The following is a 15,087-nucleotide window of genomic DNA, read 5'->3' as shown; positions in this document are numbered from 1 at the left end:
GTAAGAATATTCCCCGCTGGAGCAAATTAATCCTGTTTCGGAAGCATTTGCTCCATTCGAGTAAATCAACAAATCCAATATTGAAATATAATACAATAAAGTCAAATAATTATAGAAAATTCTTTTCAGTCAATACCATATTGTGCGCGATAGCTTTGCACTGCATCTAAATAATGCGTCAATTCCGTGTGATCGTGTAGGTACTCAATCAAATCGTCCAGATTAATAATCGAAGTCACCGAGAGGCCGTGCGTTTGCTGCACTTCCTGCACCGCAGAGAGCTCTCCAATCCCCCGTTCCATCCGATCAAGCGCAATCACAACACCGCTTGGCGCAGCATCCGAGCTTTTAATCAGATCGACCGATTCGCGCACTGAAGTGCCCGCAGAAATCACGTCATCGACTATCAACACTCGTCCTTTCAGCGGAGATCCGACCAGCACACCGCCTTCTCCATGATCTTTCACTTCCTTGCGATTAAAGCAGAATGGATAGTTGTGTCCCATTTCTGCCAGCGCGATAGCAATCGTGCTGACCAGCGGAATCCCCTTGTACGCGGGACCGAACAGCATATCAAACGGAAGCTGGGCAGCGACAATCGCTTTGGCGTAAAATTGCCCGAGCTTACGCAGTGAATCGCCATCGTTAAACAAACCGGCATTGAAAAAATAAGGGGACATGCGCCCTGCTTTGGTTTTAAATTCACCAAAGCACAACACATTGCGCTCAATGGCGAACTGAATAAATGCCTGCCGGAAATCGGACATAACTTGATCAATCCAAAAATAAAGATATGCAAATTATAACGCTTAACCTGAACGGCGTTCGCGCAGCCGCAAAAAAAGGCTTTTTTGAATGGCTGGCCGTACAATCGGCGGATATTGTGTGTGTGCAGGAATTAAAAGCGCAATTGCCCGATCTTTCCGGCGACATGCTGTCACCCGACAGTTATCACGGTTACTTTCATTGCGCGACGCAAAAAGGCTACAGCGGTGTCGGTATTTATTGCCGCAAGCAACCGGATAACGTCATTGAAGGCATCGGCATCCCGGAGATTGATGCCGAAGGCCGTTTTATTCAGGCGGATTTTGGCAATTTGAGTATCATTTCACTCTACCTGCCATCCGGATCCAGCGGCGAACACCGGCAGATTGCGAAATTCTTTTTTATGGAAAAATTCTTTCCGGTACTGAAAACATTGATGGCCAGTGGCCGAGAAATTATTTTGTGCGGCGACTGGAATATCGCACATAAGGAAATTGATCTGAAAAACTGGCGTTCCAATCAGAAAAATTCCGGATTCCTGCCTGAAGAACGTATGTGGTTGTCGAATGTTCTGGATGACGTTGGTTTTGTCGACGTATTCCGGCAGCTTAATCCGGAACCCGATCAATACACCTGGTGGTCGAATCGCGGACAAGCCTGGACCAAGAACGTGGGTTGGCGGATCGATTATCAGGTTGCCACACCGGTGATTGCACAAAAAGCGCGCAGTGTTTCCATTTTTAAAACGGAACGTTTCTCCGATCATGCGCCGTTGATTATCGACTACGATCACATTTTATGAAATCCACAGGATTTTCCGGTTGGTTGCAGGCACTGCATGTCTATACGAATCCGCGCGTGCTGGGCATGCTGTCACTGGGATTTTCCGCCGGGCTGCCATTGTTGCTGATACTTGGCACGCTGTCATTCTGGTTGCGCGAAGCGGGCATCGATCGCACCACGATTGGCCATCTCAGTTGGATCGGCTTGGCGTACAGTTTTAAATGGCTGTGGTCGCCGCTGGTCGACCGGTTATCGCTGCCGCTGTTGACGCAACTGCTGGGCCGGCGCCGTGCCTGGTTGTTGCTGTCGCAAATTATCATTACCGTGGCATTGGTGGGGATGGCCAGCACCGACCCGGTTGTAAATCTGACCCAAATGGTGTTCTTCGCGCTTGCCGTGGCCTTTGCTTCCGCCACGCAGGACATTGCTTTGGATGCCTACCGTATCGAAGCGGTTGCAGTCGAGCTGCAAGGGGCTATGGCTGCGACTTATCAAGCCGGGTATCGCGTCGCGATGATTTTGGCCTCGGCGGGTGTACTGTGGATCGCTGCGGCGGTGGATCTCTCAGCGGATGCCTACGATCACGCGCCGTGGCGCTTCGCTTATCTGGTGATGGCTGCCAGCATGGCCGTCGGCATTATCTCGACACTGATCATTCGTGAACCGGACGTTCCATACAGCAAACTCATTTCAGAAAACGAAGCAATTGCACAACTAGCGATTGCACACTGGAACCTTCCTCCGCGCCTCAGGGCCATGTTGATATGGTTGTACGGTGCACTAATCGCCCCTTTCCGCGATTTTATCGTGCGCCATGGCCGGCAAGCCTTGCTGATCTTAGGACTGATCGCCATCTACCGCATTTCCGATGTGGTGATGGGTGTGATGAGCAATCCCTTCTATGTGGATATGGGCTACAGCAAAGATGAAGTCGCCACGATTTCAAAAGTATATGGTGTGATCATGACCATCGCCGGTGCGGCGATTGGCGGTGTGCTGACCCTGAAAATCGGCATTATGCGCACATTGTTCCTGGGTGCGGTGCTATCCGCTGCAACAAACTTGTTGTTTGTCTGGCTGGCAGGACGCGGCCACGATGTGAGCGGATTGATTTTTACCATCTCAGCGGATAATCTGTCTGCCGGCATTGCTTCCTGCGCTTTTATTGCTTACTTATCGGGCCTCACCAATTCCGCCTATTCGGCCACTCAATATGCGTTATTCAGCTCAGTGATGTTGTTGTTGCCTAAATTCATCGCCGGTTTCAGCGGTCAGTTTGTCGATGCGTACGGTTATGAAAATTTCTTTATCGCCACGGCGCTGTTGGGTCTCCCTGTTTTGGTACTGGTCTGGCTTGCCGGGCAAGCAAAATTTGCAACTTCTGCTAAATAACCAACCATGCAACAGAAATTAGAAAAAACAGGCCCGGAAACTGAATACCAAGCCCTGATGCAAGCGGGCGAATTAAAACCGGATGACGATCAAGTCAAAGCAGTTGCTGTATTAGATCGATTACACCACGAACTCATCGAGTACCCGGCAATTGGAAATAAACGTGATGGCTTCGCGCTCAAAAGCTGGTTTCCTGCCGGTATCTTTCGTTGGCTGGGTAGTAACAAATCTGCCCCCAAAGGCATCTATCTCTATGGCGGTGTCGGTCGCGGCAAGTCTATGTTGATGGATTTGTTTTATTCCGTCGCTCCGATTGCATCAAAGCGGCGGGTGCATTTCCATGAATTCATGCTTGACATCCATGCCCGGCTCAAGCAATGGCATGATCTTTCCGTACGGGAACGCGCACAGCACGGTAGCCGTGCGAATGACGATGACCCGATGCCATCCATCGCACGGCAAATAGCCAGTGAAGCGACGCTGTTATGTTTTGACGAATTACAAGTCACTGACATTGCCGACGCCATGGTTCTGACACGATTGTTCAAGGAGTTGTTCGCCCAAGGCGTAATTGTGGTCGCCACATCCAACCGCCCGCCCGATGATCTTTACAAGAGTGGTTTGAACCGCCAGCGCTTTCTGCCTTTCATTGCGCAGCTCAAGGAAAAACTTGAAATTATTCCGCTTGAAGGCCCAACAGATTATCGCTACAACCGTTTGAAAGGCGCAGAAACTTATTATTTCCCGATAAATGCAGAAACCACGGGCCAATTATCAGCGACTTTTTTCCGTCTGACCGACCGCCGTATTGAAGATCGGGCGAAAGTCCCTAGCGAAGTATTAAATGTGCAGGGACGCACACTGTTTGTACCCAAGTCCGCGCGGGGAGTTGCTGTTTTCTCATTTAAACGCTTGTGTGCAAATCCCTTGGGGACAGCAGATTATCTCGCCATCGCCAGAACCTATCATACCGTCATCATGGTCGCGATCCCGCAATTCAACGCGGAAAATAGCGATGAGGCCAAGCGCTTTGTGAATTTCATCGATGCGCTCTACGAACATGGCGTCAAATTCCTTTGCTCGGCCGCTGTGCCGCCGAAATCCCTATATACCGGGGGCGATGTCGGTTTTGAATTTGAACGCACGATTTCGCGTTTGATGGAAATGCAATCGGAAAGCTATCTGGCAAGCGGTCATGGTAAAACTATTGCAGTTTAAGAGCACCTTTTAGGCAGCGCATTCCTGACAAATCACCAATAAGAACAGGAACACAGCCGCACACTTTATTTTTATCAATGCGACTCACAAATCCGGCATCAAACTTTTGCGCTCGAACATTGCATCATTTCAATCACTGTGTGTATGTCTGCTGCATTCAAATTTCACACATTATTAACATTTTTAATGTTATCCTTAAATCAGAATAAGCAAGTTTACTTATTCTTAGTTACATCGCTTAATTACTTCAGAAATCATATCTTATTTTTATAGAAGATTAAGTTTGTACAAGTATTTAGTCTTCTCAAAGTATATTTTGTCTGTGAAACTGAAATTTATTTCCAGATAAAAAACTATAGACTAGGTATGTAGCTTGTAGCTAATTGAGTTTCAACGTAACGCTGAATATATCCATTAACATCATTTGATATTAATACAAAGGAGATTGTCATGAAATATTCATTAATTGCAGTTGTACTGTTAGCCATCATGTTGACCGGGTGTAAAGGCGAGGGTAAACCAGGTCAATACCCACCAAGCCTCTATAAAGAAAGAGACAGTGCATTAACTGATGCCGAGCTCGAAAAAAATAAACAAGAAGCCGCAGGGAAAAACGGAAAATAAGTGTTTCTGCTGTTGATTCTTAATATTTCATAGAGAGTCGATTCTGAAGCATCAGCAACAAGCTAAAGAAGTAAATGAATAAGCATTTTATTATGCATAAGCAAAAACTATAATGAGCAAATGAAATGCTAAAGCTTGTTCTCCTAGCGTCCCTGGTGAAATACCGGGGGCGCTTTTTTAAAACCAGGATTTAAGCAAATAACCCGTCAATCCTATCGCAAGCGATGCAGTGACAAATACATTGCGCAGCTTAAATCTCGATTCTTCTATTCCTATTGAAAAAAAGCGACTCTGGCATTTCTACCAGAATCGCAGTTATCTTTAAAGCCTTTCTTGTAGGGCTTTCTTCTTAATAACCACCGCGACGAGGTTCTGCTTTATCTTCAGTAGGATGATCATCATCATCATCATCATCATCATCATCATCATCTGTTTTAAGTTCCTCTTCTGATTTTGCATACGGTGCTTTGGGAGCTTCGGAAGAATCAGTTTTTTCAACTTTCTCTGTTGTCAATTCCTTATCAGATTTAGCATGCGGCACTACAGGATCATCGGCTGGATAGACTTTTGCTGCAGTCTCTGCGGCTTGTTTCTTATTTTTTTCGAGTTCGGCATCAGTCAATGCACCTTCTCGTTCTTGATATAGGCTTGGAGGATATTGACCTGGTTTACCCTCGCCTTTACACCCGGCCAACATAATAGTGATTACTACAATAGTAAGAAGCTGATATTTCATTATATTCTCCTTGTATCGAAAAAAATGCAATCAACGAATAACAATAGCGCATCGAACTACACTCACCTACACAATACACATTTACGATTTCTATCTAAAAAACCATATCGCTCTGAAGATTTAGCTTCCTATAAGAAAGAATCCACACCCAATATGCTATTCTTCTTTGAAGAAAATAAAAATAAGCAAAATGCTTATTTCTTTCCGGATGATCTAAATGTATAAAAATTACAGGTAGATATTTAACGAATCCAATCAATAAGTCTTAAACAACATAATGCGTCTTGTACCAAAGAATCGTCTTGAAGATCTGGGTTCTCTAGAAGATGGGCTCGATTCTTTCCGCGTACAGCGCCGCCAGCAACAATATGGCAGCAATCGGATTATTGAAACGCCGTCTTCTGGTTGGTGGAATATCCTTCGCGATACATTGAAAGACCCGATGTTATGGTTTCTGCTCGGCACCAGCGGATTGTTCTTGGCAGTAGGAGAACTGACCGAAGCGATCATCTTACTCATCGCACTCATTCCATTTCTCGGTATGGATGCGTATCTGCACCGGCGTACGCAAGCATCCATGGCCGGTTTAAGCAGTTGTCTGACCGCACAAACCACGGTGATGCGTGGTGGCCAGCAACTCCGAATCCCTACTGAAGAATTGGTGCCAGGGGATTTGGTATTTTTGGGTGCGGGCGAATCATGCCCTGCCGATGGGCTCGTTGAATACTGTGAGGACGTGTTATGCGACGAATCATTGCTAACCGGAGAAGCGTACCCGGTTCATAAGCACGCAATTCCCTCATTGCCGCAGAGCGAACTGGCTGCACGTATCGCCAGGGATTCCTGGCTATTTGCAGGGACACGCCTATTAAAAGGCACCGCCAGGCTACGCATCGTATTCACCGGCACAGAAACCTTGTACGGAGAAATCGTACACTCTGCAATGCTCGGGGCGCATGCACGCACGCCGTTACAAAGTGCCGTGGGAAACCTCGTTGCCATACTGCTCGGCGTAGCTGCCGTGATTTGTTTCGGATTGGCTTGGGTACGCTGGGAACAAGGGCATGGTTTGCTCGATGCACTACTCAGCGCGGTGACTCTGGCTGTGGCTGCCTTGCCCGAAGAATTTCCCGTCGTCCTGACTTTCTTTCTCGGTGTCGGTGTATACCGATTAGCCAAACGGCAAGCATTGGTGCGGCGTGCCGTCGTTGTTGAAAACATAGGCCGCGTGTCATGTATCTGCTCTGACAAAACCGGCACGCTGACCGAAGGCCAATTGCTGCTCACCCATCGCTATCCGGCAAAAGACATCAGCGAAGACCGTTTGCTGGAAATAGCCGCAACGGCATCCCGTTATGAAACCGGCGATCCGATGGATCTGGCCATTCTCGGTGCACTGACCACGGCATTGCATACAACACCGGCCGAAGTCTTTCCATTTACCGAAGACCGCAAATGTGAAACCGCCATTGTCCGTTTGAACAACACCTTACTGGCTGCGCTCAAAGGTGCTCCGGAAGTTGTGCTGGCGCGGTGTCAAATGGAAAGTGCAGTCCTCGCTGATTGGCAAACGCACATCGATGAATTAGCCAACGGCGGCCATAAAGTGATTGCCTGTGCATGGCAAACGCTCGACACTGCAAATTGGCACGGCGGCGAACCCGACCGGGATTTTATTTTCGCAGGCGTGCTGGCCTTTGAAGACCCGGTGCGTGAAGGCGTACAAGAAGCGATACGCCAGTGCCGCAATGCCCGCATCTGGGTCATCATGGTAACCGGAGATCATCCGGCAACCGCACTTGCTATCGCACGAGAAATCGGTTTGGGCGGAACCACGCCGCATGTAGTCAAAGCGGATGATCTGCAAGCACAATTGGAGCGCGGTGAAGCCGGCGTATTGCGTGATGTCGATGTAATTGCGCGTGCAATACCCGCACAAAAACTGTTGCTGGTGCAAACCTTGCAAAACAGCGGTGAAATCGTTGCCGTGACCGGCGACGGCGTCAATGATGTGCCTGCACTGCAAGCCGCAGATATCGGTATCGCCATGGGACAGCGGGGCACGCGCAGCGCTCGGGAAGTTGCCGCGATCGTGTTGCTCGATGATAATTTTCAAAGCATCGTGCGGGCCATTGCCGAAGGAAGGCAACTGTTCACCAATCTGCAACTGAGTTTTCAATACCTGCTGATAATTCATTTACCGTTAGTGCTCACCGCAGCCATCATTCCGCTGGCTGGATACCCCATGCTCTATATGCCTGTGCACGTCGTCTGGCTGGAATTAATCATTCATCCCACCGCTTTGCTGGTATTCCAGGCAATAACCGTAAACGGACAACTGACCTACCAGCCGCGTTCAAAACAGCTGCGTTTCTTCACAAACTGGCAGTGGTTCGTGATTGCGCTGGTAGGTTTAACGGTGACGCTGATCGTCACATTAGCCTACGTTCGCAGCCTGGGAGCAGGATACGATGTAGATCATGCGCGTGCCATGGCACTGGTTTCACTAACCGCCGCCAGTGCCGGTATCACCGCTGCGCTCAGCCGTATGCAGTCACGCACCGCGTGGTACATTGTCGCCATCACCATCGGATTATCACTAGTACTGGCGCAAACACCCGCCCTCGCCGGATTCCTGCATCTCGCACCCCTACATAGCGATGACTGGTTATTGGCCATCGCAGGCGGAATACTCGTTGCGGCATTAACACTACTGAATTCAGCATGCCAGCCGAATGCTGTGCACAATCGGGAAACAAAATAAAACGCCATCACCTGGAATCCCGCGCCGTATTGTGACAAAAATCACATACACAACAGAACAATTGCTGGATACTGTTCCTACCGTACTGCAGAAAATAAACTCTCTCCTACTTCTGCTACGTTCTCCAGCTTTTGACGATAAAGTTTGAGATACTTCCCGGTCAAATGGACTTAACTGTCCATTTGACTTTTTTCTTTGTCATTTCGAACGAAGTGAGGAATGACAAAGGTGAATTATTCAGAGATTCCTTTACATTCCAGATACTCCTTGTATTTCAATATGCAATCAACGCCCTATCACATTTCTTTTTTCTTAAGCAAACTTGCTCTTCCGTGAGACTCTGATTGCAAGTATAATTCGTTCACTTTTCCCCATATACCGCCAATTTTCTAAGCCATTGGCGGCTTCTCGAGGATTGGAAAAAATGAAACCGCCTATTCGTATTGCTGTCACCGGCGCAACTGGACAGATTTGTTATAGCTTGCTATTTCGCATTGCAGCTGGCGACATGTTTGGCAAAGACCAACCGGTTATTCTGCAGTTGCACGATATTACTGATGCACAGCCGTTTTTCGAGGCCATTGTCATGGAGTTATATGACTGTGCTTTCCCATTATTAACTGAAATTATCACTACCGATAATCCAGAAGTTGTATTTGATAATGTGGACATTGCCCTGCTGGTAGGTGCCCGGCCACGGGGTGAGAATATGGAACGCAAGGATCTCCTTGCAGCCAATGGTCCTATTTTCATCGCGCAAGGAAGAGCACTGAATGTCGCTGCCAAACGTAATGTCAAAGTGCTGGTCGTCGGCAATCCTGCCAATACGAATGCTTACATTACCCTAAAAAATGCACCCGATCTGGATCCTGCGAATTTCTCAGCGATGTTACGGTTGGATCATAATCGTGCAGTGTCTCAAGCCGCGCTGAAACTCCATGTCCCTGTGTCAGACATAAAGAAAATGATCGTGTGGGGCAATCATTCCAATACACAATTCCCTGATTTAAGCCATGCAACCGTTGGCAATGACAAAGTAGCGTCGCTAATTGGGGACACCGCTTGGATAGAAAATCACTTTATTCCAACGGTACAAAAACGCGGCACGGCGATTATTGAAGCACGTCGCGGCAAATCGAGCGCAGCCAGCGCGGCCAATGCGATCATCAATCATATGCAGAGCTGGATTTTTGGTACGCCGGAAGATGATTGGGTATCTATGGGGGTGCCCTCCAATGGATGCTACGACATACCCAGAGGGGTGATTTTCAGTTACCCGGTCACCTGCAAGAACGGCCAGTATAAAATTGTTGAAGGATTAGAAATAACTCCGTCGGACCGGGAAAAAATGCAGAAAAGCTATCAAGAACTGATCGCTGAACAGGAAGCTATTAAGCATCTGTTCGCTTAGATCGAAAGCACCTATCAATTCTCTGCAGGTCTTTCTTTAGCGCACCATACTCGCAGCTTCACGAATAGCGATCAATAAGGATGCATCCAAGTGGCCATCCGCAATACGCTGTGTATTTTTTTGGAAATGGCTGATTGCCTGACGGGTCACCGAACCCATCACACCATCCGCTTCACCGGCATCAATACCCAGTGCAGACAAATCCATCTGAAGCTGGCGTACTTGTTCGCGGGATATTTTTTCTGTATCAGCCCGTGGTGTACGATGTAATGCAGCCGCGCCCGCAATGCGATCTGCCAGATGCCCGACTGACAACGCATAAAATTCAGAGCGATTCCAGCGCATAATCACATAAAAATTCTTGGTCACCAAAAAAGCCGGTCCTTGGTGGCCTGAAGGAACGAGCAATGCGGCTTTTTGTTCGGTGGGTGGTAATGGCGTTCCGGCGGTTGTGACAACCCCCAGTTTTGCCCATTCCGCCTCACTCAGCATTTGATCACGCCCCGCCAGTGAGTAATCGAAAGCTGGCGGCAGCCGGATTTCCCGCCCCCAGTCCAAACCAGGCGTCCAGCCTAATTGCCGTAGAAAATTTGCCGCGGATCCCATGGCATCAGGGATACTACCCCACAGATCACGTCGCCCGTCACCATCGATATCTTTGGCATAGCGTAAAAAGGTAGATGGCATGAATTGCATATGCCCCATGGCTCCCGCCCATGAACCGATCATTCGTTCCGGAGAGATATCTCCGGCATCGACTATGCGCATGGCATTGAACAGTTCCTGTGTGAAAAAGGTGCTGCGGCGCGGATCACAGGCAAGCGTGGCTAATGAATCGGTCACTGACCAATCGCCAAAATGTCCGCCATAGTTAGTTTCCAGACCCCAGAATGAAACCAGATATTGTGCCGGAATACCTGTCTCCTGCTGAATCTGATTCAATAAAGGACGATGTCTGGCAAATAATTCCCGGCCACGCTGAATCCGCTCATCATTGATACGCGTGGTAAAGTAATTTGCAAATGTTTGCGTGAATTCAGGTTGACGCCGGTCCAGTTCTATCACACGGGGTATGTATTTGACCTTATCCAGCACCTTATTGACTGTATTATCAGGAATACCTTCTACTTTTGCTTGTGATTTTATTCGGGCAATGCACTCGCCAAAATCGTTATTTTCGGCATGAACAGTGCGTGTGAACGCCAAAACAGTGAGCGCCACGATTCCTGTGCATATCTTCCGGCAACATGCACTATGCGCTAGGGAAAATTTTAATGCTGAAAAATAGCGTGTAGCGTTCACTGACATTTTTTTATTTTCGATGTGGGCAGTTTGGTTTAATACAATCCGCATAGAGTGACAATGAATGTTCCTGCAACGTAAATCCTCGCTCTTTCGCAATGGCTATCTGGCGCTTCTCTATCTCCGCGTCGTAGAATTCTTCGACACGGCCACATTGTAAACAAACCAAGTGATCATGATGACCATCTCCTTTTAGCTCAAAAACAGCTTTTCCGCTTTCAAAATGATGCCGCTCCAACAATCCAGCCTGTTCAAATTGTGTTAATACACGATAGACAGTTGCCAATCCAATATCTTCACCTTCGCCGATCAATTCTTTATAAACATCTTCAGCGGATAGGTGACGCACACTGCTTTGCTCGAACAAATTCAATATTTTTAGCCTAGGTAATGTTGTTTTTAGGCCAATGTTTTTAAGATCCTTACTTTTCAGATCGTCGAAGTTACCCATGGTTCTCTCTGTTCAAAATAGTATTTACTGTATCATATAGTGCTGTGTTCACTTTGGAAACATATAATATCAACAAAATGGTTGCAAAAATTTTCGTACTGCTTGCTTGCCTGCTGCTGGCAGGATGTTCATTCCTTCCTTCTATTCTCTACAAGATTGATGTGCAGCAGGGCAATGTTGTTACAGAAGAAATGGTGGAAAAATTAAAACCCGGCATGACCAAATCCCAAGTACTTTTTGTCCTGGGATCACCGCTCATCATGGATGCTTTCCGTGATAACCGGTGGGATTATGTCTATTTGTTCCGCGAGAAAGGGGAGTTAGTCGAACAAAAAAGAATGACTGTTTTTTTTGACGATGACGTGCTGGTGAATATTGAAAATTATCTGTCTTTCTCTAAAAATCCCGTCAAACCCAAACCGGCCCAAACTGCCCCTGATGCAGAAAAAGCAAAGCCAGATGATGCGGAAGCTAAGAAAGCTGATCAATGATATTAATTCTTTATTAAAATTTAAAACCATAGTGAAAATAAAATGATAATTCAAAAGATTGCTATCGCGGGCAGCTCCGGACGCATGGGCCGCACTTTGTTGGAGGCAGTTACCCAAGCACCCGATATGCAGCTCTCTGCCGCACTCGAGAGAACTGGCAGTCCCTATCTGAATAAAGACGCAGGTGAATTAATCGGCGCCAGTTGTGGCATCCCTATTGCGAGCGATTTTTTTAACGCTTTAGAAGGTTGCCATCAATTAATTGACTTCACGCGCCCGGAAGGCACACTGGCTCACCTTTCTACCTGCCAAAAAGCTGGCGTAAAAATGGTGATTGGCACAACCGGTTTCTCAGCGGAAGAAAAAACCCTTCTCAAAGCAGCCGCAAAGGATATCGCTATTGTATTCGCGCCCAATATGAGTGTTGGCGTGAATGTAACTTTCAAGTTACTGGAGATTGCTGCAAAAGTCCTGAATGAAGGCTACGATATTGAAATTATCGAAGCGCATCACCGGCACAAAGTGGATGCGCCATCCGGCACCGCACTGCGTATGGGCGAAGTAATCGCGGAAACCTTGGGAAGAGACTTGAGTAAAGTGGCAGTTTACGGACGTGAAGGGGTAACCGGTGAAAGAAACCCGGAAACCATCGGATTTGCGACCATCCGCGCGGGCGATATTGTGGGTGATCATACCGCGCTATTTGCCGGTATCGGCGAACGCGTGGAAATCACTCATAAAGCCAGCAGTCGCATGACTTTTGCGATGGGCGCATTGCGCGCGGTACGATTTCTTGCCGACAAACCCAATGGCTTATTCGATATGCAGGATGTGCTGGGACTCCGTTAATACTCCCCATCAGTAGCGACACATTTCACTCAGCGACAATCCAAAGATGGCAACGTATGCAATCGGTGATTTACAAGGCTGTTTTACCGCATTCCAACGGCTTATTGATCTAATCCGGTTCGATCCGGCACAGGATAAATTGTGGCTGGTTGGAGATATCGTCAATCGCGGCCCCGATTCATTATCCCTATTGCGTTATATCAAACAAGCAGGCGATGCGATGATCATGGTGCTAGGCAATCATGACTTGCACCTGTTGATGGTTGCGGCAGGTATCGCAAAAAACCATTCCAGTGACACAATTCAACCCATCTTGGATGCGCCTGATCGGGATGAATTATTGTATTGGTTGCGACAACAGAAGTTATTTTATACCCAGGAGCAATATGCCATGGTGCATGCCGGTTTGTTGCCATGCTGGTCAATTGTGCAAGCCGAGCAATTAGCGCATGAAGCTGAGCGTGTTTTGCGTCAGGATAACTATCAGGAATTTTTCTCACAGATGTATGGCAATAAACCCAATTACTGGCAAGATGAATGGACTGATTATACCCGCTTGCGGGTGATCATCAACGCCATGACGCGGATGCGTATCTGCACCACGGCAGGCAAAATGAATTTTGCTTTTAAAGGTGATCTGCAATCCATTCCCCCGGGCTTTTTGCCGTGGTTTAACGTACCGCAACGAGCCAGCCAGGAAGCAACCATTATTTGCGGGCACTGGTCGGCATTAGGGCTACACATCACAGATAACTTGATTGCATTGGATACCGGTTGTGTCTGGGGCGGGCAACTGACCGCTATTCGTCTGGAAGACCGGAAAGTTTTTCAGCTTCCTTGTGCGCAATAGGCAGCACCAGCGTATCAGCGATCGCTTGTTCCGATAAGCGTGCCAATTCCCGCCGATTCTTCAAGCCACATTGAATCGGCTGATTAAAAGTCAAATTAACATCAATGCTAGTCTGGCTCAGTATTCTCTGTAACGACAAGACCAGGGAGGGTTCTATATAAGCAGCTTCCTGACAAATATCGCCTGCGCTATTACGATAACTAATGGCCACGGGATAAAGTAATGCATCGGATGTTACTGCCGATTGCAGCAATGACGCATGAAAATGATTTAAGTGCATACCAGTGGTTGTCGTACCCTCGGGAAATACGGTGACGCGCTCGCCCTTTTCCAGTACTTCACTGATTTGCTGATTAATACGCAAGGTATCGCTACGTTTTGCACGTTCTATAAATAATGTGCCGGCATTTCGACTCAACAGCCCCAACACCGGCCATTTGCTGATTTCTGCTTTGGCCACAAAACGAGTTGGGCAAGCTGCCATGAGCACACAGACATCCAACCAGGATACGTGATTAGCCGCAAACAACACGCGCGGCACTTCCGCTGCTGGCAAGCTGCCATAACAATGCAGCCTGATTTCGAGAATAGATAGTAAACCGACTGCCCAATTCTGCATCATACGGCGCTGAATTTTCTGGGGAAAATACGGATAGACAATGGATTGCAGTAATCCTGAGGCAATTTGGAACGGCAAGCGGACCATGCGAATAACACGCAGTAACAGAGGAGTGGTTTTTTGCATGTAGCGAACTGTGCTGGGTAACGGTTGCGTAGATCTCAGGTAGTCAGAAATTTACCAGGACGACTCACCGGTAGTTACTTTTATTGTGTCCCGTGGATCCGGTTCTTATCAAGATTGGGATAATGGGATTATACAGACAAATGTGCGTGAACTTCTGTATTGGAATACTAATATGTGCCAGACATGGAATTAAACGATAAAAAATCTTTAAATCTTGCGCAGATTATAGAAAGTAATACGTGTGATTGGATGGATATTGCTTTGGTAACTTCACATCACATATCACCAGGCTATTAAACGAAAAATTCTGCAATACGCGCAACTCACAACTTAAAATCATTGCGCGTATTACAGAACAATACAAAGGATCTAAAAGAATCCGGAATTAATAAGAAACTGCCGGCCCTTCAACCCACTGGCACTCGGAAATCAGGCACATACCACCCAGCCCCTTTAGTGCAGGTCTGATTTCATTAAGTACTTTTTGTGCTTGATCTTCTTTACAAGCAAGAACTACCATGACATTTTCTTGTTCCATCAAAACATCACCGGGGTCTCGCACACCGCGTGAACCGAGTCCGCCTGCATTTTTAAGAACAGTGTAACCACGCACTGAGCATTTTTCTAACAATTCCGTCAATCGTTCGAGTTGTTCAATACCGACAACAATCTCAAATCGTTTCATTGCTATTGTGTTATTCATAAA

At 47.3% G+C, this 15,087-nt stretch carries 15 protein-coding genes; 9 read left to right on the top strand and 6 right to left on the bottom strand.

The window, feature by feature from the left end:
- Nucleotides 1-125: 125 nt before the first annotated feature.
- Entirely contained in the window at nucleotides 126-767 is a 642-nt protein-coding gene (gene pyrE, locus NIT79A3_RS05755; RefSeq protein ID WP_013965299.1) for an orotate phosphoribosyltransferase, read from the bottom strand.
- A gap of 26 nt (nucleotides 768-793) precedes the next feature.
- Here pyrE and NIT79A3_RS05750 point away from each other — a divergent pair, with 26 nt between their 5' ends.
- The 4 genes from NIT79A3_RS05750 to NIT79A3_RS19035 all read left to right on the top strand — a co-directional run bounded on the left by NIT79A3_RS05750 (nucleotide 794) and on the right by NIT79A3_RS19035 (nucleotide 4,782).
- Nucleotides 794-1,567 carry an exodeoxyribonuclease III gene (locus NIT79A3_RS05750; RefSeq protein ID WP_013965298.1) on the top strand — a complete coding sequence of 258 codons (774 nt, stop codon included), beginning with the start codon at nucleotides 794-796 and terminating at the stop codon, nucleotides 1,565-1,567.
- The gene (locus NIT79A3_RS05745) at nucleotides 1,564-2,940 is read left to right on the top strand and encodes an MFS transporter (protein ID WP_013965297.1); all 1,377 of its coding nucleotides are present in this window, start codon (nucleotides 1,564-1,566) and stop codon (nucleotides 2,938-2,940) included. Before NIT79A3_RS05750 ends, NIT79A3_RS05745 begins: the two co-directional genes overlap by 4 nt.
- Nucleotides 2,941-2,946: 6 nt before the next feature.
- A complete protein-coding gene (zapE, locus tag NIT79A3_RS05740; protein ID WP_013965296.1) occupies nucleotides 2,947-4,158 on the top strand; it encodes a cell division protein ZapE in 1,212 nt (403 codons plus the stop codon).
- A gap of 450 nt (nucleotides 4,159-4,608) precedes the next feature.
- On the top strand, nucleotides 4,609-4,782 hold the full coding sequence (locus tag NIT79A3_RS19035; RefSeq protein ID WP_013965295.1) for a hypothetical protein: 174 nt from the start codon (nucleotides 4,609-4,611) through the stop codon (nucleotides 4,780-4,782).
- A 349-nt stretch (nucleotides 4,783-5,131) separates the two neighbouring features.
- Here the strand turns inward: NIT79A3_RS19035 and NIT79A3_RS05735 are convergent, their stop codons facing one another.
- Nucleotides 5,132-5,518: a hypothetical protein gene (locus NIT79A3_RS05735; protein ID WP_013965294.1), complete on the bottom strand. Its 387-nt coding sequence runs from the start codon at nucleotides 5,516-5,518 to the stop codon at nucleotides 5,132-5,134.
- Between the two features lie 277 nt (nucleotides 5,519-5,795).
- On the opposite strand from NIT79A3_RS05735, the gene NIT79A3_RS05730 reads away from it, so the two are divergent.
- Both NIT79A3_RS05730 and NIT79A3_RS05725 read left to right on the top strand, forming a co-directional pair.
- A complete protein-coding gene (locus NIT79A3_RS05730) occupies nucleotides 5,796-8,282 on the top strand; it encodes a cation-transporting P-type ATPase (RefSeq protein ID WP_013965293.1) in 2,487 nt (828 codons plus the stop codon).
- 424 nt (nucleotides 8,283-8,706) lie between these two features.
- Nucleotides 8,707-9,693, top strand: coding sequence for a malate dehydrogenase (locus NIT79A3_RS05725; protein WP_013965292.1), 987 nt, complete (start codon nucleotides 8,707-8,709; stop codon nucleotides 9,691-9,693).
- 36 nt (nucleotides 9,694-9,729) lie between these two features.
- On the opposite strand, the gene NIT79A3_RS05720 is transcribed toward NIT79A3_RS05725, so the two are convergent.
- Together NIT79A3_RS05720 and fur are read right to left on the bottom strand one after the other, a co-directional pair.
- On the bottom strand, nucleotides 9,730-10,914 hold the full coding sequence (locus NIT79A3_RS05720; RefSeq protein WP_348225737.1) for a lytic murein transglycosylase: 1,185 nt from the start codon (nucleotides 10,912-10,914) through the stop codon (nucleotides 9,730-9,732).
- Between the two features lie 91 nt (nucleotides 10,915-11,005).
- A complete protein-coding gene (gene fur / locus NIT79A3_RS05715; RefSeq protein ID WP_013965290.1) occupies nucleotides 11,006-11,446 on the bottom strand; it encodes a ferric iron uptake transcriptional regulator in 441 nt (146 codons plus the stop codon).
- Between the two features lie 53 nt (nucleotides 11,447-11,499).
- On the opposite strand from fur, the gene NIT79A3_RS05710 reads away from it, so the two are divergent.
- From NIT79A3_RS05710 to NIT79A3_RS05700, 3 genes are read left to right on the top strand one after another with little or no spacing between them, the layout of a single operon-like run.
- Nucleotides 11,500-11,937 carry an outer membrane protein assembly factor BamE gene (locus NIT79A3_RS05710; RefSeq protein WP_348225736.1) on the top strand — a complete coding sequence of 146 codons (438 nt, stop codon included), beginning with the start codon at nucleotides 11,500-11,502 and terminating at the stop codon, nucleotides 11,935-11,937.
- Between the two features lie 42 nt (nucleotides 11,938-11,979).
- Nucleotides 11,980-12,786, top strand: coding sequence for a 4-hydroxy-tetrahydrodipicolinate reductase (gene dapB, locus NIT79A3_RS05705; protein WP_013965288.1), 807 nt, complete (start codon nucleotides 11,980-11,982; stop codon nucleotides 12,784-12,786).
- Nucleotides 12,787-12,832: 46 nt separating this feature from the next.
- Complete coding sequence (locus NIT79A3_RS05700) at nucleotides 12,833-13,636, top strand: symmetrical bis(5'-nucleosyl)-tetraphosphatase (protein ID WP_013965287.1); 804 nt, start codon at nucleotides 12,833-12,835, stop codon at nucleotides 13,634-13,636.
- On the opposite strand, the gene NIT79A3_RS05695 is transcribed toward NIT79A3_RS05700, so the two are convergent.
- Together NIT79A3_RS05695 and NIT79A3_RS05690 are read right to left on the bottom strand one after the other, a co-directional pair.
- Nucleotides 13,587-14,381 (bottom strand): lysophospholipid acyltransferase family protein, encoded by a 795-nt coding sequence (locus NIT79A3_RS05695; protein ID WP_013965286.1) that lies wholly within the window; start codon nucleotides 14,379-14,381, stop codon nucleotides 13,587-13,589. The two genes, NIT79A3_RS05700 and NIT79A3_RS05695, sit on opposite strands and share 50 nt — an antisense overlap.
- 385 nt (nucleotides 14,382-14,766) lie before the next feature.
- Nucleotides 14,767-15,084 (bottom strand): nitrogen regulatory protein P-II, encoded by a 318-nt coding sequence (locus tag NIT79A3_RS05690; RefSeq protein ID WP_013965285.1) that lies wholly within the window; start codon nucleotides 15,082-15,084, stop codon nucleotides 14,767-14,769.
- Nucleotides 15,085-15,087: the final 3 nt, after the last annotated feature.

The sequence above is a fragment of the Nitrosomonas sp. Is79A3 genome (genome assembly GCF_000219585.1).
Lineage (GTDB): Bacteria > Pseudomonadota > Gammaproteobacteria > Burkholderiales > Nitrosomonadaceae > Nitrosomonas.
This window is presented reverse-complemented; position numbering and strand designations above follow the sequence as displayed.